21 protein-coding genes are annotated in these 19110 nt (G+C 40.1%); 2 read left to right on the top strand and 19 right to left on the bottom strand.

What is annotated here, in order from left to right:
• Positions 1-10: 10 nt before the first annotated feature.
• The 15 genes from ACAN52_RS00155 to ACAN52_RS00225 form a co-directional block, all read right to left on the bottom strand.
• A complete protein-coding gene (locus ACAN52_RS00155) occupies positions 11-931 on the bottom strand; it encodes an NUDIX domain-containing protein (RefSeq protein WP_378950394.1) in 921 nt (306 codons plus the stop codon).
• Position 932: 1 nt separating this feature from the next.
• Complete coding sequence (gene nadD, locus ACAN52_RS00160; protein WP_378950397.1) at positions 933-1541, bottom strand: nicotinate (nicotinamide) nucleotide adenylyltransferase; 609 nt, start codon at positions 1539-1541, stop codon at positions 933-935.
• A 314-nt stretch (positions 1542-1855) separates the two neighbouring features.
• Entirely contained in the window at positions 1856-3244 is a 1389-nt protein-coding gene (gene bioA, locus ACAN52_RS00165; protein ID WP_378951775.1) for an adenosylmethionine--8-amino-7-oxononanoate transaminase, read from the bottom strand.
• Entirely contained in the window at positions 3237-3980 is a 744-nt protein-coding gene (bioD, locus tag ACAN52_RS00170; RefSeq protein WP_378950399.1) for a dethiobiotin synthase, read from the bottom strand. The genes bioA and bioD overlap by 8 nt, the downstream gene beginning before the upstream one ends.
• A gap of 11 nt (positions 3981-3991) precedes the next feature.
• Positions 3992-5158, bottom strand: a complete 1167-nt coding sequence (gene bioF / locus ACAN52_RS00175; RefSeq protein ID WP_378950402.1) for an 8-amino-7-oxononanoate synthase — start codon at positions 5156-5158, stop codon at positions 3992-3994.
• 16 nt (positions 5159-5174) lie between these two features.
• Positions 5175-5936, bottom strand: a complete 762-nt coding sequence (locus tag ACAN52_RS00180; protein ID WP_378950405.1) for a 6-carboxyhexanoate--CoA ligase — start codon at positions 5934-5936, stop codon at positions 5175-5177.
• Positions 5920-6414: a hypothetical protein gene (locus ACAN52_RS00185; protein ID WP_378950408.1), complete on the bottom strand. Its 495-nt coding sequence runs from the start codon at positions 6412-6414 to the stop codon at positions 5920-5922. The genes ACAN52_RS00180 and ACAN52_RS00185 overlap by 17 nt, the downstream gene beginning before the upstream one ends.
• Positions 6415-6417: 3 nt before the next feature.
• Complete coding sequence (gene bioB, locus ACAN52_RS00190) at positions 6418-7416, bottom strand: biotin synthase BioB (RefSeq protein WP_378950411.1); 999 nt, start codon at positions 7414-7416, stop codon at positions 6418-6420.
• Between the two features lie 173 nt (positions 7417-7589).
• Complete coding sequence (locus ACAN52_RS00195) at positions 7590-8438, bottom strand: methyl-accepting chemotaxis protein (protein ID WP_378950413.1); 849 nt, start codon at positions 8436-8438, stop codon at positions 7590-7592.
• 144 nt (positions 8439-8582) lie between these two features.
• On the bottom strand, positions 8583-9596 hold the full coding sequence (namA, locus tag ACAN52_RS00200; RefSeq protein ID WP_378950416.1) for an NADPH dehydrogenase NamA: 1014 nt from the start codon (positions 9594-9596) through the stop codon (positions 8583-8585).
• 16 nt (positions 9597-9612) lie between these two features.
• Entirely contained in the window at positions 9613-10413 is an 801-nt protein-coding gene (locus ACAN52_RS00205) for a Cof-type HAD-IIB family hydrolase (RefSeq protein ID WP_378950419.1), read from the bottom strand.
• A gap of 25 nt (positions 10414-10438) precedes the next feature.
• Positions 10439-10783, bottom strand: coding sequence for a phage holin family protein (locus ACAN52_RS00210; protein ID WP_378950422.1), 345 nt, complete (start codon positions 10781-10783; stop codon positions 10439-10441).
• Positions 10784-10873: 90 nt separating this feature from the next.
• Positions 10874-11350, bottom strand: a complete 477-nt coding sequence (locus ACAN52_RS00215) for a methylated-DNA--[protein]-cysteine S-methyltransferase (protein WP_378951778.1) — start codon at positions 11348-11350, stop codon at positions 10874-10876.
• A gap of 124 nt (positions 11351-11474) precedes the next feature.
• Positions 11475-12413 (bottom strand): malate dehydrogenase, encoded by a 939-nt coding sequence (gene mdh / locus ACAN52_RS00220; RefSeq protein ID WP_378950425.1) that lies wholly within the window; start codon positions 12411-12413, stop codon positions 11475-11477.
• A 410-nt stretch (positions 12414-12823) separates the two neighbouring features.
• Complete coding sequence (locus ACAN52_RS00225) at positions 12824-13132, bottom strand: zinc-ribbon domain containing protein (RefSeq protein ID WP_378950428.1); 309 nt, start codon at positions 13130-13132, stop codon at positions 12824-12826.
• Between the two features lie 322 nt (positions 13133-13454).
• On the opposite strand from ACAN52_RS00225, the gene ACAN52_RS00230 reads away from it, so the two are divergent.
• The gene (locus ACAN52_RS00230) at positions 13455-13994 is read left to right on the top strand and encodes a DUF3231 family protein (protein WP_378950431.1); all 540 of its coding nucleotides are present in this window, start codon (positions 13455-13457) and stop codon (positions 13992-13994) included.
• A gap of 43 nt (positions 13995-14037) precedes the next feature.
• Here ACAN52_RS00230 and rd read toward each other — a convergent pair whose 3' ends face one another.
• Positions 14038-14196 carry a rubredoxin gene (gene rd, locus ACAN52_RS00235; RefSeq protein ID WP_378950434.1) on the bottom strand — a complete coding sequence of 53 codons (159 nt, stop codon included), beginning with the start codon at positions 14194-14196 and terminating at the stop codon, positions 14038-14040.
• A 357-nt stretch (positions 14197-14553) separates the two neighbouring features.
• Between rd and ACAN52_RS00240 the strand changes: the two genes are divergently transcribed.
• On the top strand, positions 14554-15540 hold the full coding sequence (locus ACAN52_RS00240; RefSeq protein ID WP_378950437.1) for a sodium:calcium antiporter: 987 nt from the start codon (positions 14554-14556) through the stop codon (positions 15538-15540).
• A 39-nt stretch (positions 15541-15579) separates the two neighbouring features.
• On the opposite strand, the gene ACAN52_RS00245 is transcribed toward ACAN52_RS00240, so the two are convergent.
• The 3 genes from ACAN52_RS00245 to uvrC form a co-directional block, all read right to left on the bottom strand.
• The gene (locus tag ACAN52_RS00245; protein WP_378950440.1) at positions 15580-16344 is read right to left on the bottom strand and encodes a TPM domain-containing protein; all 765 of its coding nucleotides are present in this window, start codon (positions 16342-16344) and stop codon (positions 15580-15582) included.
• A 110-nt stretch (positions 16345-16454) separates the two neighbouring features.
• Positions 16455-16994: a LemA family protein gene (locus ACAN52_RS00250; protein WP_378951780.1), complete on the bottom strand. Its 540-nt coding sequence runs from the start codon at positions 16992-16994 to the stop codon at positions 16455-16457.
• Positions 16995-17075: 81 nt separating this feature from the next.
• On the bottom strand, positions 17076-18875 hold the full coding sequence (gene uvrC, locus ACAN52_RS00255) for an excinuclease ABC subunit UvrC (RefSeq protein WP_378950443.1): 1800 nt from the start codon (positions 18873-18875) through the stop codon (positions 17076-17078).
• Between the last annotated feature and the right edge of the window lie 235 nt (positions 18876-19110).

Raw genomic sequence — 19110 nt, forward strand, 5'->3', positions numbered from 1 at the left:
CCACTTCCTTTTACAGATTTTTATTAAACCAGTCCGTATTGAATTTATAGAGAATCGATGGCCGATGACCAACTTTTTCTGTCCGTTTTTTGTTGGTTGGCACAACTAGTCGATCTACATCAATCATTTTTTTACGAAAATTGGGGGTTAGTAATTTTTTACCTAGCAAAATTTCATATACATCTTGAATTTCTGCGATTGTAAAAAACTCTGGCATTAGATTAAAAGCAATATTCGTATATTCCACCTTATTTTGCAAGCGTTCAAGACTATACTGAATAATCTTCGCATGATCAAATGCGATATTATGAGATTCTACTACTTCTCGTTCCGTACAGACAACTGTTCCTTCAATCATATCTTTGACGCATATAATGGCCGAACATTCGATTTCTTCCTCCCCTTCCTTATGGACAAGAGTTAAAGAATAGTCTCTTTCTTTGCCATATACAGAACCTTTTCCATCTTCTAAGGTCGTTGCTATACGAGAACATTGTACTGTAAACCATTTCGCATCTTCTGCATCATCACCAGCCTGAATATTCAGTTTCTCACTGTCAACCAAAGCCATGTAGGAAACGCTCATGGTACGATTTTGCCGTGAAGAGATTGCGCGCGGATCACGATCTTTAGATCCCCAAGTATAGAGTTGCTCTACATACACATTATCGATATTGGTTTCTTCTTTTAATTCTCTGTATGTAGCTGTATCAAGATCCTCATTATTTTCAACTACGCCACCTGGAATGGCCCACTGTCCTTTATAAGGTTCACTTTTACGTTTAATCATAAGAAGCTGCAATTTTTTCTCTGGCAATTTGCGAAGATTTTCCTGATTTTCGTTACGTATTGTATATAATAAAACATCAGTCGCGACTTTCATATTGTGATGTTTATCAAATTCTTCCGATGTTATTCTACTCTCAACCACTTCAATCTTCTCCTTTGTACACATTATTTTCGATGATGTAGTGGTAGACACTTTCAGGTAGCAAGTAGCGGGGATCACTCCCATATTGAAATTCTTCTCTAATATAGGAAGAGCTAATCTCATTGACAAGTCCTTTATAAACTAAAGTAAAATTTCTTTCATATTTTCTTAAAAGGGGCATTTCTGCAATGACACGATGCATTACAATATTGCCCCGTTCAATCACAATAAATTGAGTTGACTTCACCAGTTCATTAGCATATGTCCATTGAGGCAATTGGCTTAACAAATCAGCTCCCATGAGAAAAAATAATTGATCATTTGGATATTTTTCTCGAAGGTATCTCATAGTTTCATATGTATAATGACGACCGGCAACGGCCTTCATTTCATAATCATCAAGCTCAAATCTAGTATTTTCCATTACTGCTAATTTTAACATCTCAAGACGATGATGATCTTCAGTCTGAATTTCTTTATCCCTACGTTTATTGGATGAGGGTAAAAAAATTATTTTATCCAGTCCTTCTCTCACTGCAATTGTATTTGCTGACCACAAATGTCCATTGGTTACAGGGTTAAAAGACGAACCATAAATGCCGATCCTCATTTCTTCACCCTCACTTATTATACTTTATATATTATGTACTTATTATACTTTATGTAATAAGTATATGCAAGTTTTTTTAATATAAAGAAAACTCGACTTTGGTCAAGCCTCAGCGTAGACCAAAATCTTAGTTGCCCTTACTTGTAATCAAGAGAGCGTTATGCTTTTTGATTACGTAAAAAAACATAAGCCTTAGTCCTTCTTACTTAAAATCAAGAAAGTTCCTACTTTCTGATTCCATAACAAAAGTCAGTCGTTCTATTACATCACGACTGACTTTTATTTTGCCCTTATATGATTATAAACTTACCATTCTAAATCAATACGGCTGCCACTTCTTCATCATCATATTGGTCTTGCTTTGTTTCTGTAACGTCTTGTATGGATCGATAGATAATATCAATCATATGCTCAATTTCTACTACCGTGCTAATCAATGGCGGCATAAAAACGACCACACTACCAATAGGACGAATGATAAGGCCATATTCTCTCGTTTTTTTGCAAACTTTTGCTCCCACTGCCATGTTCCAGGAAAAGGGTATTTTTTTCTCTGGATTTTCCGCAAGTTCAATCCCAATCATTAACCCCTGCTGACGAACTTCACCAACATGTTTCAGTTGTTTAAAAGCAGTAAGCTTAGTAGTCGCTGCTGCAATTTTTTCCTGAAGACTTTCAATCACTTGCTCCTCACGAAAAATCTCTAGATTAGCAAGACCAGCAGCACAACACAGAGGATTTCCAGTGTAAGAATGTCCATGAAAAAAAGTCCGTTGCTGGGTATAATCACCTAAAAAGGCATTGTAAATTTCATCGGTCATAAAAGTGGCCGCCAATGGCAGATAACCTCCTGTAATACCTTTTGCTACCATCATAAAATCTGGAGATACATCTTCATGATCACAAGCAAACATCTTACCTGTACGCCCAAAGCCAGTCGCCACTTCATCGACTAAGAAAAGCACATTATATTTTGCTGTTAACTCTCGCAGTTTTTTCAAATATCCCTTGGGTTGAGTCAGCATACCGGCTGCTGCCTGTACCAATGGTTCTACAATCATGGCAGCAATTTCTTCATGATGCTCGGCTAAAATTTTCTCTACTTGATCAATACAGAGCATACCACACTGCTCTGGATCAGAAGACAGTTGACAGTGATAACAAGAAGGACAAGGGGCTTGAATGCTTTCAAATAACAATGATGAAAAAATTCGATGAAAAAGATCAATTCCACCCACACTCACAGTCCCCACTGTATCACCATGATAGGCATTGGCAAGAGTCACAAATTTTTGTTTCTTACTCTTACCTTTTAACTGCCAATACTGATAAGCCATTTTAATGGCAATTTCTACAGCAGTCGAACCATCATCGGAGTAAAATAATTTAGTTAACCCTTTAGGCACAACTGCCATTAACTCTTCTGCTAGCTGAGTTGCTGGTACATTGACTAGACCTAGCATGGTAGTATGAGCAACCTTGCCTAACTGGTCAACAATTGCTTGATCAATTTTCGGATGACGATGACCGTGGATATTCACCCACAAAGAAGATACACCATCATAATATTGATGCCCTTCACTATCAATCAGTTTTATCCCCTCAGCGGCCTCAATCACCATTTGAGGTTGAGCTACCCATTCTTGCATCTGAGTAAAAGGATGCCAGACATATTGTTTATCTTTCGCTTCGATTTCATTCATCATTCGATCCCCTTTCTATAATGCTGATGATTTTATCCATCTGTAAATATTCTTCAGCAAGCCTAGCAAGCTCGCTTCCCTCAATATTCCCTTCGCCAATCTTAGATGAATAAGGAAATTTCCCCAAAATGGGTACTTGAGTTAAACGAGTGATATATACTTCATTGGATTTTTCTAAAATACCAACTTCATTTTCATTCCAGCCATTGATAATAATCCCTGCTACCTTTAGCCCACGCTGCCGAGCATATTCTACGGTTAGCACGGTGTGATTAATTGTGCCTAAATTAGGCCTTGTCACAACAATCACAGGTAAGGACAGTTCCACCATTAAATCAACCAGCAGATAATCTTGCCATAACGGCGCTGTAATGCCCCCTACCCCTTCCACTAATAAAGGCTGATATTTTTTAGCAAGATCTTGATATATCTTAATAATTGCAGGCATATTAACTTCAATATTGCTAACTGTTGCAGCCACTGCTGGTGTTAAGGCAGGGGCGAGGCACAGTGGATTCACGAGACTGCGCTCACTTTCTGCAATTCCAGCAGCCTTCATAATAAAGGTCGCATCTTCAGCCACCAAATTGCCAAATTGATCAGTAACTCCACCTGACGCTAAGGGTTTCATAACTCCAACATGAATTTTGCGAGTACGCAATGCTGCAGCAATTGCTCCAGTAATCACGGTTTTACCAACATCTGTATCTGTTGCTGTAATAAATAACCCCGACATGCAATCACTCCTTATATTAAATTCATTTTTTTACTGACTGCAATGATGATGTTAACTGCGCGTTTTAGATCATCATACTGATGAGCAGCTGATACTGTAAGACGCAAACGACTTGCCCCCGGCATCACTGTTGGCGGTCGAATGGCTGAAACAATGAGTCCTGCCTTCTTTAATTCCTCTGCCATCTTCACTGCAATTCCTGCCTCCCCAACCATGATAGGCAATATGGGAGTTACTCGACCATCAACCTGTAAACCAGCATCGACAAGAGCTGTCCGTACATAATCAGCATTCATTAATAATTGATCAACAAGCCCTGGATTTTTTTCTAATTCTTCAAGAGCTGCATAGGCAGCACCAATGGTAGCTGGCGATAAGGCTGTAGAAAAAATAAAACTACGGGCCTTATTTATTAGATAATGAATCAAGGCTTGGCTGCCAGCAACATAACCGCCTTCCGCTGCGAGAGACTTGCTTAACGTTCCCACTTGAATCTGTACACGATCTTTGAGACCAAAATAATCCACAGTTCCGCGTCCACCTCTACCGAGCACCCCTACTGCGTGGGCATCATCAACCATGACCATCGCTTGATATTGTTCAGCAAGCGTTACGATCTGATCAAGAGGAGCAATATCACCATCCATACTAAAAACCCCATCCGTAACAATAAGCCGCCGACCTGAGCAAGTTGTATTTTCTAAAACCTCTGCCAGATGATTCATATCAGCATGACGATATACAACAGTCTGACCTTTTGATAAACGACACCCATCAATAATACTGGCATGATTAAGTTCATCACTAAATACCACATCGCCCTTATTAAGGATTGCACTGATTGTTCCCACATTTGCCATGTACCCAGTATTAAATACCACAGCGGCCTCAGTACCTTTAAATGCTGCGATTTTTTTCTCAATTTTTTCATATAAAGGATGACTCCCCGTTGTCAGCCTAGCTCCTCCTGATCCTGTACCATACTGCTCTACAGCGGACATAGCGGCTTTTTTAACGGCTAAAGAATGGGTCAATCCGAGATAATTATTAGTAGCTAGCAGCAAATACTTCTGTCCCTCGGCCTCCACGTGAACAGCATCTAAAGGTCGATAATTGACCGGAGCGCGATATAAGTTCAGTTCTTTCACGGTAGTAATGTAATCTGTCCAATCCTCCACTTGTAACCATCCTCCACTACAGCTCTTCAGGTACTTTTACAATTACCGGCTGATTCGCCAAATAATCTACAATACTCTCTAGATCCCCTTCAGGCTTCACAAAAAATACTCGCCCACCTAGTAAACTGCCAAGAGGTTTACAGTGTGGTATACGAATATAACCAGCTGCAGAAGCGACATAACCTGTTGTATATTCAGGATCATCAGACCAACATAGTTCAGCGATGAGGTTTGGTGCCGTCACAACTTTACTCGCCAGCACTAACGCTTCTTGCACATGAGTGTTATTCATTCCCTTATCTTCAAGTATCTCATGAAATGCCTCTTCATGATCAATATCCATCCTTGACACGCGAACACCTCGCATACCAGTATCATCAAGACGTTGACCAGTCACAGCGCAAACCAGCATCGCTCCTCGCATACTATCTGTCAGCGCGAGCAGTGCCGCCATACCATTTTGAACTGCTCGCAACGTAACACCCGATTCAAGGAGACTCTCTTCTGCGATTTGTCGTCCCATGACTACGTCTCTTCCTATTCGAGTATAGACTGGCAACAAAGGAACTTCTTGCACTCTCTCACCTTCAATATTTTCGACAACAATATTAATAAAGTCGGCCTTTCCTCGTGTGTGGGAAAAAGCGCGTGCTAACATGGCATTAGTCGTTTCTTCAATTCTGTCTTGCGAAACAATCCGCTCGGCTCCAGAAATATGACGACCACCAACTTCATGAGCTCCCCCTTGAGCTGAGCGCATCCTAACGCTGTATAACATGGATAACCTTTTCGGTCTGGGTTTTCACCCTTTTGAGTAACATAGTCAGTGGCCAAGCTGCAATTGCCGTATAGATCATTCCAGGTATCGCTGCGATTAGAAGGGGAATCACAGCTTTACCAACAATACCACCCAAAGATATCCGTGCTACACTTGAACCTAACGGACCTGCGACTGCTAAGACCGGCCAAGAAGTACCCAATATTCCAATCACCACACCTACGACTACACGAAAAACCATGGCAATAAATACATTGAGTAAGGTTTGCGTACCAAGTATTAATCCAATTAAGCTGGATAAAACACCTGCAGTCAGATACTTAGTAAAACCAAAGACTGCACAAATCGCCACTGCTAAGGGTGCTGATAATTGAAACTCTGTACCAGGAATAAATCCTGGGAGCTTAATGGCACCAGTGACCGTAATCAAAGCCGTCAACAAAGCAGTTTCCGTCAGCATCCGTGTTTTATTTTCCATGAATTATCCCTCCCTCGCTGAAAGAGCCACTCGTCCCATATCCTTAACCATTTGTAAATCCATCCCACTATCACGCCCACCAGTCGTCAAATATCCACCAATGAGCATTCCACTCAGACCGCTCATCAAACCTATCGACTGCAAATCTCGCAAATTAACTTCCCGCCCACCAGCAGTACGAATGCCCATCTTAGGCATAATAAATCTAAACAATGCAAAAATCCTCAATATTTCTAATGGCCTTAGAGGAGGTTGATTAGCCATCGCTGTTCCTTTGATAGGATTTAAAATATTGATCGGTACGGAATGAACACCTAGTTCTCTAAGTTCAAAAGCCATTTCCAGGCGTTGCTGCATACTTTCTCCCATACCAATAATTCCGCCCGAACACACTTCAAGACCAGCTGCATGAGCCGCCTTGATGGTATTAGCCCGGTCATTATAGGTATGGGTCGTACAGATATCCCCATAATAGCTTTGGCTGGTCTCCACATTATGATGATAACGACTCACACCAGCAGCCTTAAGGGCCCGTGCATTTTCCGCTGATAACGTACCAAGTGAAGCACATACCTTAAGATTAGTTTCTGCTTGAATTCTCCTCAGAGCTTCTAAAATTTTACCAAAATCTTTATCCTGCTCAGCGCCACGGCCACTTGTTACAATACTAAATCGGTGAGAACCATTAGCTTCTGCTTGTTTGGCTGCAGCAACTAGTTCATCGCTCGTCAACAAAGGATATACAGAGATTTGCGCCTTATGATGCATAGACTGAGCGCAAAAACTGCAATCTTCCGTACACTTGCCCGAACGGCCATTGACAATCACACATAGATCCACTTCATCCCCAACAAACTTCTGCCTAATTTTATCGGCCATTGCTAATAAAAAAGGTAAATCTTGATCTGGTATCTGGGATAAAGCTGCCGCTTCTTCCATTGTAATGGATTGACCCGCTAGTACTCGTTGCCCGATCTCTGTGATTAACTGTATCTGTTTCATTTCTAAACCCCTCTTCGTTAACTTAATATATTAATTAGGTTAACACAACTTTCAAAAAAAAACCACTATCTTTTTCCCTATACAATGCAGTGCTTTTAGCTATCTTTTAAACCTCTCCTTTACTCTAGTTGAAAAAGGGAGGCAGTTTGATTTCTCAAACTCCCCCCCTTACATTATTTATAACGTGCTACATAACTCTGCAACTGCCTTGCATTGCTATTGATTCTCTCCAAATTAGCTGATATTTCTTGGGTTGTTGCGGCTTGCTCTTCACTAATGGCACCCGTTACTTCGATTGATTTGTTGATCTCAACGACAGCCTGGCCGACTTCACGTAAAGTACTTTGTATTTGCTTAACGGCTTCTTGGGATTGCTCTGCAAGTTTTCTTACCTCTTCTGCAACGACAGCAAAGCCTCGACCATGCTCACCAGCACGCGCCGCCTCAATGGCAGCATTTAGGCCTAAGAGATTTGTCTGTGCAGCAATATTTTTGATAAACTCCAAAATTTGCGCCGTATGTTGATTTTTTTCGATTAAATTATGAGCAACCTTTATAGCCTGCTGACCAGCACTTGCAAGTTCGCTGGCACTATGAGCTACTTGGTCAACACTTTCTGCTACCTGTTTTGTGGAAGCAGCAAGGGCCTCTACATTATCAACCAAATCAAGACTATGTTTTAAATCGATTCCTGAACTCAATGTCCCAATAATTTCTTTATTTACGCCATAAATGGGTGTAAAGATTGTCTTGATCGTTCTTCCATATACTTCAGGAGGAATATCAGCGTAGGTATCTTTTCCTAAACGTATACATTCTTGAATCGTAGCAATGCCTTTAATCGGTGTACCATTGGGTAAATCGAGTTCAAAGTCTCTCGCACGATAATAACCTAAATATTCTGTTAAATCAGTCAAACCAACAGCCATATCTTCACGAACAATTTTATTAAGATACGGAAGGACTAATTTAAAGGCATTTAGAATTTCCTCATTTGTTTGCCCCTTACTCTCATGCTGCATATCTAAATTCCTCCTCTATGATTTATAGTAACGTTACTATGACTAATTCAACATTCTTCAATTATATCCTTTAAAAAGACCAGTTTCATAGAAAAAACCAACTTCTACAGGATTACTTTTTTGCAGAAGTTGGTTTTCATTACTTTACCACTTACCTCTTATGTAAGAAGTTGGCCAATCAATTTCCTCTTGCAATAAATGAGCTGCCTGTAATGTCCAATAGGGATTGCGCAATAAAACTCGACCCGTATAAATAAGATCAATACCAGCTTTCACTAATTGCAAGGCTTGGGTAGGTTCCGTCACCAACCCTCCGCCAAGAACAGGGAGACCTGTCTTTTGCTTAATAACCAATGCCATTGGAATTTGATAACCAGGAAAGACTCTTGGCATCACTGAAATAACTGCCCCTGAACTGACATTGACTAAATCAATCCCATAGTCTTTGACTAAATTAAGCATATCAGCCACGTCTTCTGGTTTATTCCCCTCTGCATGATATTCTTCGGCTGATACACGAACAATAATTGGCATTTCACTTGGCACTACGGCACGCACGGAGATTAAAACTTCCTTGAGCAGACGCACTCTATTCTCAAAACTACCCCCGTATTCATCAGTACGCAGATTAGCTAAGGGAGATAAAAATTGATTGATTAGATAGCCATGGGCGGCATGCAATTCAATCGCATCAAAACCAGCAGCAACAGCTCGCTTTGCGGCCTTAGCAAATTTCTGAACAATGTCTTTAATTTCTTCTGCTACCAAAGACGTAGGCATACCACATTCTTCATTAAAAGCGATCGCTGATGGTGCTACTGGAACACTATTGGTTGCTTCACTTTTTCGGCCGGCATGACCCAATTGAATCGCAATCTTACTACCTTGAGCATGGACATCATTTACAATACGTTTCAAACCAGCAACATGGGCATCATCCCAAATTCCTAAATCTCGATTGGAAATACGTCCACGCGGCTCAATACTTGTCGCTTCTACAATAATAAGGCCGACTTGACCAACAGCGCGCGTCGCGTAATGCAAAACATGCCAATCAGTCACCATACCATCATCAGTTGCACAATACATACACATGGGCGGCATGACTACACGATTTTTTAAAACTAACTGTTTCAATGAAAACGGTGTAAATAACATACTCATTCCCCTCCGTCTATTTTGCTAATACATATTTTTCAATGGCTTCGGCTACACCGTGATGATTATTATCAGCAGTAACAGCCTGAGCAATGCTTTTTACCCTCGCAGAAGCATTCCCCATTGCCACACCAAAACCCGCATATTCAATCATAGGATAATCATTATTAGAATCCCCTATGGCCATAATTTCATCTTGACGAATCATCAGCTTTTCTGCAAGGACAGCCAAAGCATGTCCTTTGTTGACTTGCGGATGAGTAATTTCCAAAAAGCGCGATTTAGAAGTTGCCAAAAAAACAGTGTCCCCAAGTTCTTTATTGAGAACCTGTTGAATTTCTTCTAGTTCGTGAGGTTCGGCTACCGATAACATTTTGGTCGGTTCATGTTTCATCGTATAGAATGCATCCCCTACAACGATTGCTTGAATTCCTGACAATTTCTCATAACCCTTAGCTTTTTCACAACGTTCAATCACATAAAATTCATCATCCATATAAGATTGTAAATACCAACCACGCTCACGAAATATTTCTACAATTTTTCCTGCGATTGTTGCCCCAAGAGATTGATGAAACAATACTTCTTTGGAATGGGGATGTCGAACCATACCACCATTGTAGCTAATCACTGGAACTTGTATATTCAGTTGTTGTGCAAAAGGCACCACAGAAGCAAACATTCTACCAGTAGCGATTGTTACAATCACTCCTTGCTCTTGTGCTTTGCGAATCGCCTCACACGTCCGAGATGAAACTTTTAATGTATTATCAAGCAGCGTATCATCCATATCGATTGCCACGAGTTTAATTGCCATAAATAAGCCCCCACTTTAAAATTACTTAACGATCTTGAATGACTTTTGATAAAGTACAACTGCAAATCGTCATCAAAAATACACCTAATATAGGTGCAGTCATATTATAAATTTGAAAACCTGGTAAAGTCTTTATCACAATAAAAGGTGTTACAATATTCATAATGAAAGTTGCTCCACCTAAATGTAGCCAATTTAGCGGTCGTGATGCGAGCATCATGATGGGCCGCACTGTCGCATTTACAAGCCCTACAATAAGAACGCCAAGCAACATACCACCTAACGTATCAACAAAAATCCCTGGCAACTCTGCAATCACTAAAAATAACAGCAACGCATTAATAATAATACGCAGCAAAAAACCACACATCAAACCAGCCTCCTTATTGAGATCACTGATTACTATTATATCCTGCCAGAGAAATTATTGACACTATTTTTTTATCTAATCAGCAAGTCTTTACAAGCTACCACTCTCGAGTAGTAACAAGGCTTGTTTTAATTCGATTCCTCCACCAAAACCAGTCAAACTACCACTGGCACCGATGACACGATGGCAAGGTATGACGATGGGCACACGATTACGATTAAGTGCTCCACCAGTGGCTCGGGCTCCCTTAGGCACCCCAATCGCCTGCGCTACATCACCATATGTCGTCCTTTGTCCATAAGGAATTTTTGCTGTAAACTTCAAAACTTTGATTTGAAAAGACGTGTAACCACGCCAATCAATGGGTACACCAAAATCAACGGCAAAGCCACGCCAGTACATACTTAATTCTCTTTTAAGTTCTTCCGACCAAAGCTCCACTTCTGAACTTATAGTACTCTCTGGCACAATTGGTCGATCTTGGATAGGAAAATCAAGTTCCCATAATCCTATATCTGTCCAAGTTGCCATCATATAACCCCACTCAGTCTCTAGTACATTATACATTTTCTCCAATGAAGATCACTCCTTATAAAAAAGAAAAAACACCAAGTGCCATCTTCTACAATGGTTTGGTGTTTTCCTTTTTTAAATTATATGTATCTCTTGATTATCAACCTAAGAGATGATTTTATACTAATTTCATATCGACTAATACTTTGTTCATGCTACGAACTGCATCAGCACTTTTATTAAATTTAGCTTGTTCTTCGTCATTTAATTTGTATTCAACAATTTTTTCCCAACCAGTTTTGCCGATTACAACTGGAACACCGATACAAATATCTTCTTGGCCATACTCGCCTTCTAAAGATACGCAGCAAGGATAAACTTTCTTTTCATCGCGAACAATGGACTCAACTAATAATGCAACAGCTGCACCAGGAGCATACCAAGCTGAAGTACCAAGCATACCTGTCAATGTAGCACCACCAACCATTGTATCAGCTGCTACTTTTGCTAAAGTTTCTGCATCTAATAAATCAGCAGCAGGAACTCCCATATATGTTGCAAAACGAGTTAAAGGAATCATTGTAGTATCGCCATGACCACCAATTACAACACCATGCAGATCAGTTGCAGGGCAACCAATTGCTTGACTCAAATAGCATTTGAAACGGGAGCTATCCAAAATACCGCCCATACCGATCACACGGTTTTTAGGAATGCCGCTTGCTTTAAGTGCAAGATAAGTCATAGTATCCATTGGATTACTAACAAGAACAAAAATAGCCTCAGGGGAGTATTTGAGAATATTATCAACTACACCTTTAACGATACCTGCATTTGTACCAATTAAATCTTCCCGAGTCATGCCTGGTTTACGAGGAATGCCTGAAGTGATCACGACCACATCAGAACCAGCAGTTTTGCTATAATCATTTGTACTACCAATCACTCTAGTATCAAACCCAAGCAACGCAGAAGTTTGCATCATATCTAAGGATTTACCTTCGGAGATGCCTTCTTTAATATCCAACAATACCAATTCACTTGCTAATTCTCTTTGGGCAATTACATTTGCGCAAGTTGCGCCTACATTACCAGCACCAATGACAGTAATTTTCATTCTGACAGAATCCTCCTAAATTTTACATATTATTGTATTCCTAGTAACAATTGATCTTCGTTACAATTATAACTCTCTTTTATTACTTTTGTATAGATGTTAAGTGAAATATAATACATACTTTTTAAAAAAACATTCATATTATCACTATATATCTCACTATTCATTCTAAAAAAGAATAGGTATTAGGCAATCAAGTTATATTATTCTCAATAAAATCCTTTTAACGGACTATATATAGGTTTTCTAAAAAAATAAAATTTATACGTAAAGAAAACTTGACTTCGGTCAAGCCTCAGCGTAGACCAAAGTCTTAGTTACTCTTACTTGTAATCAAGAAAGTGTATACTCTCTAATTACGCAACAAAGCCCTTCTACCAAAGTAGAAGGGCTTCTATCGTTACTATGAATTAACGACCGCTGTTTTTGCTGAAGCAATCGCGGCAATATACTGGACGATCGCTGCTTGGACGGAAAGGTACTTGTGTTTCAACGCCACAAGCTGCACAAGTTACATCATGCATTTCGCGTTGTGGACGAGCGCCACCTTGACTGAAACCGCCGCCGCCATTGTTTCTTTGTTTGCGAGCTGCACGGCATTGTGGGCAACGACCAGGCTCATTAGTGAACCCTTTTTCGTTATAGAAATCTTGCTCGGAAGCTGAGAATACGAAATCTACGCCACACTCGCGGCATGTTAAAGTTTTGTCTTGAACCATTATAATAGTCCCCCTCAAATTTTTTGCCCAAATGGTTTAGGGTTCAGTCCTGTCCTTGCCAAAAAAAGCTACTTGAGAAGGATTGATAATTGAATCTCACTAGACCTATTTACTTGGGCTATACCACTAGTATACTATTTTTCAGGGAAAAGTAAAGGGTTTTATTTATAAAATAAGTATTTTCTGTAAATTCACAATCACTTTTTTATACATAAGGATGCATGAAAATAACTAGAACTGTATATGCTATCTATTATCAGAGTTCGTGAAAACAAACTCGATTTATCAAACTATAATATGGGTCTACAGGAGGTAAAAAACGATGACGATGTTAGAAAAAGTAAGTTCTGAAACCCGTAGTATTTTGAACATGTTTTTTGACAAAGAACCCCTTAGTTATTTAGAAGCAGCTGGTTTGTATGGCGTCATTGCTCAAGGTCGTTACAACATTGCTTCTCTTGAGGTTATTTATAATCATGCCCAAGATGGTGAGCTAAAAGCTTTAATTAAGGAAGCGATCGAAAAACAAACTAAAGGTTTAATTGAGCATTCTGAAAAACTATTAAGCGATAGTGGGGGAACTTTACCTAGTTTGTCTTTTGCCAAACGTACACTGCATAAAAAACAATTAGACATCCCTCCAGATGCTCACATGAGTGACGGAGAAATTGCCATTGCTGTTGGTACCATGGCTAAAGCTGCACAAATGGCTTTATTAGCAACATTACACCAATCTTATCAACTCGAAGTTGCCTTAATGTACAGAGAAATGCTTGATGCAGGTTTAGACTGGGATTATCGTCTACTACAACTTATGCTTAACCGTGGTTGGTTACCTAGACTCGCTAAAATCAGTCACTAAAAATCAAAAGCCTTCCATCATCTGGAAGGCTTTTCTTATGTTATTATTGTTTTTCGAATTGATCTTTGGCAACTCCACACAATGGGCAAACCCAATCTTCAGGAATATCTTCGAATTTAGTTCCAGGAGCAATACCACTATCTGGATCCCCAGCCTCTTCATCATAAACATAACCACAGACGACACAAATCCATTTTTCCATTAATAATTCCTCCTTTTATTTGTAAATTCAGCTAATCTGTTTACATTTTACCATATCCATAAAAATTAGCAACTATATATAATGAACTAAAGTTTCTTAAAGCATAGACTATCTTATATTTCATTCTCATCAAAGCAACAATGTCATGCATTTTTACTAAGTTCATATACAAATTAAACCTACGAAATTTTTCAGTCGTTGTTTGACAATAATTTCATTTCTTGTTATATTCTTATTGCCAAAGGAAAATGATTTTACCGACTCTTCTTATAAGATCTCTGGTGATAAACACCACAGATCTTATTATTTTAAAAGTAAGTATGATTTTTTCTATTTTTTAATCATGGAGGTAAGGATATGCTATTAACCTGTATAACACTGCTCCTCGCTATTATTGTGATCTATTATAGTTGCGAGCTCTTTGTAAATGGAATTGAATGGGTTGGCCATAAATTCAACATTTCTCAATGTGCCATTGGAACAGTACTGGCAGCGTTTGGTACAGCCCTCCCTGAGAGTGTTGTCACTTTAGTTGCTGTGGCATTTAATGGAACAAGTGAGCAAAAAGACATCGGTGTCGGTGCTGCGATGGGCGGTCCCCTTGTTCTTGGCACCATCGCCTATGCAGTTGTAGGACTTTGTATTATTGTCTTTCGCAAGCGCCGTGAACTCGGTACAGAAATCGATATTGATAGCACCAAATTATGTAAAGATCAATTATGGTTTTTATCCATCTTTGTCTTTAAAGTCTTATTGGGTTTTCTAGCATTTACAGGTAAGCCATTCACTGCCTTGCTCTTCTTAGCCGCTTATGCTCTCTATTTCAAAAAAGAAATGGGTGTAGAATGTATCATTCCTCAAGAAGATTTGGAACCTTTAAAATTTCAACCTCATCAATCTGATCCCACAATCTCTTGGGTCATGGGACAAACCATCTTCTCACTCATCCTCATATCAGCAAGTTCACATTTATTCGTTAAAAACCTAGAGCTCATTAGTACACTATGGCATGTCCCTCCTCTCGTTATTTCCTTGTTACTAAGTCCCCTCGCAACTGAGCTTCCAGAAATCTTAAATGCAGTCATTTGGGTACGCCAAGGAAAAGAAACCTTGGCTTTGGGCAATATCAGCGGTTCCATGATGATACAAGCCACAGTGCCGAGTGCCCTTGGTATCTATTTCACCCCTTGGCTCTTTGATCGTCATTTACTCATGGCAGGTATTGTGACTCTGATCTCTATTATTTATTTATTATTTACCCTCAAACGCAACAAACTATCTCCCCACCGTTTAGTTTATGCAGGACTCTTTTACCTTATTTTTGCTCTTACGTTTTTTATTTAATGGTAAACAAAAAGACGACATGATATGTCGTCTTTTTGTTTACCATTTTCGATCTGATCCGCCGCCACCGCCCGATCCTCCGCCAAAGCCGCCTCCGCCTGAACCACCACCACGACCTCCACGAGAGATGAGTGATAAGAGCAAATAAGTAATCGTCCCACCAAAGAAAATCCAGTCTATGATGAAGAGCAATAACAAACCTGCAACAATTACAATCTGCAGCCACCAAGGTGCATTATCCCACCAAGATTGAGAATGGGAAGCTTGAGGGTGGGCCACTGGTTTAGCATCTGTTTTAAATTCTAACTTATATTCTTTTGCCACTTCACCAACAATGGTAAGATAGCCATTCAATATGCCTTTTTCATAATCACCTTGCTGAAAATAGGGTAACATGTAGTCATCTTGAATACGCCCCGTCTTAGCATCAGGCAAGGCCCCTTCTAGGCCATAACCCACTTCAATTCGCGACTGACGATCATTGACTGCCACCAATAACACGACGCCGTTATTAAGGGTTTTATCCCCGATCCCCCACTGCCTGAGTAATCCCAATCCATAGTCAGCAGGCGGTGTGCCTTCTAGAGAAGAAAGAGTGACCACCACAATTTGAGCTTTCGTTTTAGCTGCCAATTGAGTGCCCAAATTATTAATCTTTGCTTTTGTCTCAGCACTCAATACCCCTGCATAATCTTGAACGTAAATACTCGTTGTTGGGGGTGGAGGAATTTGCGCCCCAGCCCACACCACAGAAACAGAAAACATATACAATCCCAGCAGCAGCCAGGCTAACCATTTTTTCATGGCGGCATACCTCACTATGCAAGATTATCCAATATCAATTCCCCTAGATAAGAAGAACTAAGATTCAGACGGAGCTCATACTCCACCTGAATCAAGTCTTTTTCATCCGATTAAAACTTCACCTGAGGAACTTGTTGCGCTCCTTCAGCTGCTTTAAAATATTCTTTAGGACCAAAACCAAGAATACGAGAATATATCACAGTAGGGAAGGACTGAATGTTCGCGTTAAAATGTTGCACAGCATCATTATAATCTTTTCTTGCTACAGCAATCCGATTTTCAGTTCCACTAAGTTCATCCATCAGAGCACGAAAGTTCTTATCAGCTTTAAGATCTGGATAATTTTCAGCCACAACTAGTAGTCTAGACAGAGCATTATTCACATCACCATTTGCTTGTGCTTTCGCAGCAGGCCCTTGAGCTCCAGCCAGCTTAGCCCGCGCATCTGATACAGCCTGTATAGCTGTTAATTCATGAGCTGCAAACCCTTTCACCGTATTGGTCAAATTAGGTAAGAGATCAGCTCGCCGTTGAAGCTGGTTATCAACCTGCGCCCATTTACCATTTACATTTTCATTCAGTTGCACCAAACCATTATAACCACTCACACCCATTACGAGCAGAAGTACTACGACAACCCCAGCAATCATCCATCCTTTCAAGAAAAACACCTCCATTTTTATTTCATAGAGAAACTACATTTCACTTCTAATTATATCATATACACGATTCTATCTTCTTATTTCTCGAAAAAAATCATACACAGCCTGAGCTGCAGGCAAAGTCATACTGGGTACTGCCGCCAATTCTTCCACTGTAGCTGCTTTCATTTTTGCCAGGCTACTGAAAGCGTCCCATAGGGCTTTACGACGTGTGGCACCAATTCCAGGCACATGATCAAGAACGGAGGCCATATTCCGCTTGGAGCGTAATTTTCGATGGTAGGTAATGGCAAAGCGATGAGCCTCATCACGAATCCGTTGAATCAGATAAAGGGCCTGAGAATGACGAGGCAAGATTAAAGGATCACTGTCCCCTTCTTTAAAAATATGTTCAAATTCTTTCGCCAAGCCAATCACTGGCACACTAAGACCTGCTCCACGAATGATTTCCAGGGCTGAGCTTAGTTGTCCTTTGCCCCCATCAATAATAATTAAATTAGGTGTAGGCTGCGCCGCATCCCCATAACGACGCCCCACAACTTCTTGCATGGATTTGAAATCATCAGGTTTACCTTCTACAGTCTGCAACTTATAGCGACGATAATCTTCTTTTTTCGGCATGCCGCCTTCAAACACTACCATGGAAGCAACGGTTTCTGCGCCTTGAATATGAGAAATATCAAAACACTCCATCCGTTCTGGTATTTCTTCCAGACCTAAATATTTCCCAAGTTCAGCGACAGCCCCTAAGGTTTGCGCTGAATGAGCTTTAATCTTCATTTCCTGTTCACTTAGCACAATGGCTGCATTCTCATTGGCCATGTCTACAATACTTTTTTTAGTACCACGTTTCGGCGTTTCAACAGCGACACGGCCTCCCTTTAATTGACTTAACCAATCTGATAATAGATGTTGCTCTTCAATCACCAAAGGTAATAACACTTCTTTGGGAACAAACGTCGCTTGATTATAGTATTGTTTAATAAATGCTGTTAATACCATCTCATCTTCTTCATGCTCACTGCCTGACAATAAAAAATGATCCCGCCCTACCATTTTACCACTGCGAATAAAAAAGACCTGAGCGCAAGTCCCCAAGGCTGATCGGGCGAGTCCAATGGCATCTTGATCCCCTGCCCCTGTCACAATGTTTTGTTTTTCTGTCACTTTTTTGACTGCCGTTAATTGATCCCGTAGCTTTGCGGCTAGCTCAAAAGATAGCTCTTCTGCGGCTGCCTCCATCCTACGTTCTAAACTCCGCACCACGGCATCGCTACGGCCTTCAAGCAGCAAGCAGACCTCTTTGATCATCCCGCCATAAGTAGCGGCATCGACAAAACCTGCGCAAGGAGCAAAGCAACGTTTTATATGATATTCAAGGCAAGGACGACGAGCTGTTAAAGTACGGCACGTACGCAAAGGAAATAATTTGCGCACAAGCTGAATGACTTCATGAACTGCCCCTGCATTTGTATAGGGACCAAAATAACGCGCCCCATCTTTTTGTACACGACGCGTCGCATACAATCGTGGAAACTCCTCATTGCTCGTCACTTTAATATAAGGATAGGTTTTATCATCCCGCAAGCTAATGTTATATTTAGGGCGATGTTTTTTTATTAAATTGCATTCGAGTATTAAGGCTTCGATTTCAGATCCAGTCACAATATATTCTAAATCAGCAATGCGAGCCACCATGGCTTGTACTTTTGGGGAATGATTGCGACTGGACTGAAAGTAGGAACGAACTCGATTATGTAGGATAACAGCTTTACCAACGTAAATAATCTTACCCTGCTCATCTTTCATTAAATAGACGCCAGGTTTTTCTGGTAAATGAAGTAATTTGTCGGCTAATCCACTATTCATGGAATACACTCCCCTTTTGAGAAAAAAATCACATTGCCAAATTAGAAAAAGTATGGGATAATTATAACATACTTTTCATGACCTAGTACTAAAATTCAGAATTATACCATTTTGTTACACTTCATGTAATGTTTTTTTAGGTTCAATGTATACATTCGGTAAACGCATTGTAGAGTTAAATCTTCTATAATATAATGAATGGTATTAATGAAAAAATTTAAACTAAAAATTTCTT

The sequence above is a fragment of the Pelosinus sp. sgz500959 genome (assembly GCF_042610375.1).
Lineage (GTDB): Bacteria > Bacillota > Negativicutes > DSM-13327 > DSM-13327 > CTSoil-075.

Bases quoted from the DNA above. Each gene is read 5' to 3' on its own strand.
- nadD (WP_378950397.1), bottom strand. From the start codon at position 1,541: ATGAGGATCGGCATTTATGGTTCGTCTTTTAACCCTGTAACCAATGGA.
- bioA (WP_378951775.1), bottom strand. From the start codon at position 3,244: ATGAATGAAATCGAAGCGAAAGATAAACAATATGTCTGGCATCCTTTT.
- bioD (WP_378950399.1), bottom strand. From the start codon at position 3,980: ATGTCGGGGTTATTTATTACAGCAACAGATACAGATGTTGGTAAAACC.
- ACAN52_RS00180 (WP_378950405.1), bottom strand. From the start codon at position 5,936: ATGTTATACAGCGTTAGGATGCGCTCAGCTCAAGGGGGAGCTCATGAA.
- ACAN52_RS00185 (WP_378950408.1), bottom strand. From the start codon at position 6,414: ATGGAAAATAAAACACGGATGCTGACGGAAACTGCTTTGTTGACGGCT.
- bioB (WP_378950411.1), bottom strand. From the start codon at position 7,416: ATGAAACAGATACAGTTAATCACAGAGATCGGGCAACGAGTACTAGCG.
- ACAN52_RS00195 (WP_378950413.1), bottom strand. From the start codon at position 8,438: ATGCAGCATGAGAGTAAGGGGCAAACAAATGAGGAAATTCTAAATGCC.
- namA (WP_378950416.1), bottom strand. From the start codon at position 9,596: ATGTTATTTACACCGTTTTCATTGAAACAGTTAGTTTTAAAAAATCGT.
- ACAN52_RS00205 (WP_378950419.1), bottom strand. From the start codon at position 10,413: ATGGCAATTAAACTCGTGGCAATCGATATGGATGATACGCTGCTTGAT.
- ACAN52_RS00210 (WP_378950422.1), bottom strand. From the start codon at position 10,783: ATGTGTGGTTTTTTGCTGCGTATTATTATTAATGCGTTGCTGTTATTT.
- ACAN52_RS00215 (WP_378951778.1), bottom strand. From the start codon at position 11,350: ATGTATAATGTACTAGAGACTGAGTGGGGTTATATGATGGCAACTTGG.
- mdh (WP_378950425.1), bottom strand. From the start codon at position 12,413: ATGAAAATTACTGTCATTGGTGCTGGTAATGTAGGCGCAACTTGCGCA.
- ACAN52_RS00225 (WP_378950428.1), bottom strand. From the start codon at position 13,132: ATGGTTCAAGACAAAACTTTAACATGCCGCGAGTGTGGCGTAGATTTC.
- ACAN52_RS00230 (WP_378950431.1), top strand. From the start codon at position 13,455: ATGACGATGTTAGAAAAAGTAAGTTCTGAAACCCGTAGTATTTTGAAC.
- rd (WP_378950434.1), bottom strand. From the start codon at position 14,196: ATGGAAAAATGGATTTGTGTCGTCTGTGGTTATGTTTATGATGAAGAG.
- ACAN52_RS00240 (WP_378950437.1), top strand. From the start codon at position 14,554: ATGCTATTAACCTGTATAACACTGCTCCTCGCTATTATTGTGATCTAT.
- ACAN52_RS00245 (WP_378950440.1), bottom strand. From the start codon at position 16,344: ATGAAAAAATGGTTAGCCTGGCTGCTGCTGGGATTGTATATGTTTTCT.
- ACAN52_RS00250 (WP_378951780.1), bottom strand. From the start codon at position 16,994: ATGATTGCTGGGGTTGTCGTAGTACTTCTGCTCGTAATGGGTGTGAGT.
- uvrC (WP_378950443.1), bottom strand. From the start codon at position 18,875: ATGAATAGTGGATTAGCCGACAAATTACTTCATTTACCAGAAAAACCT.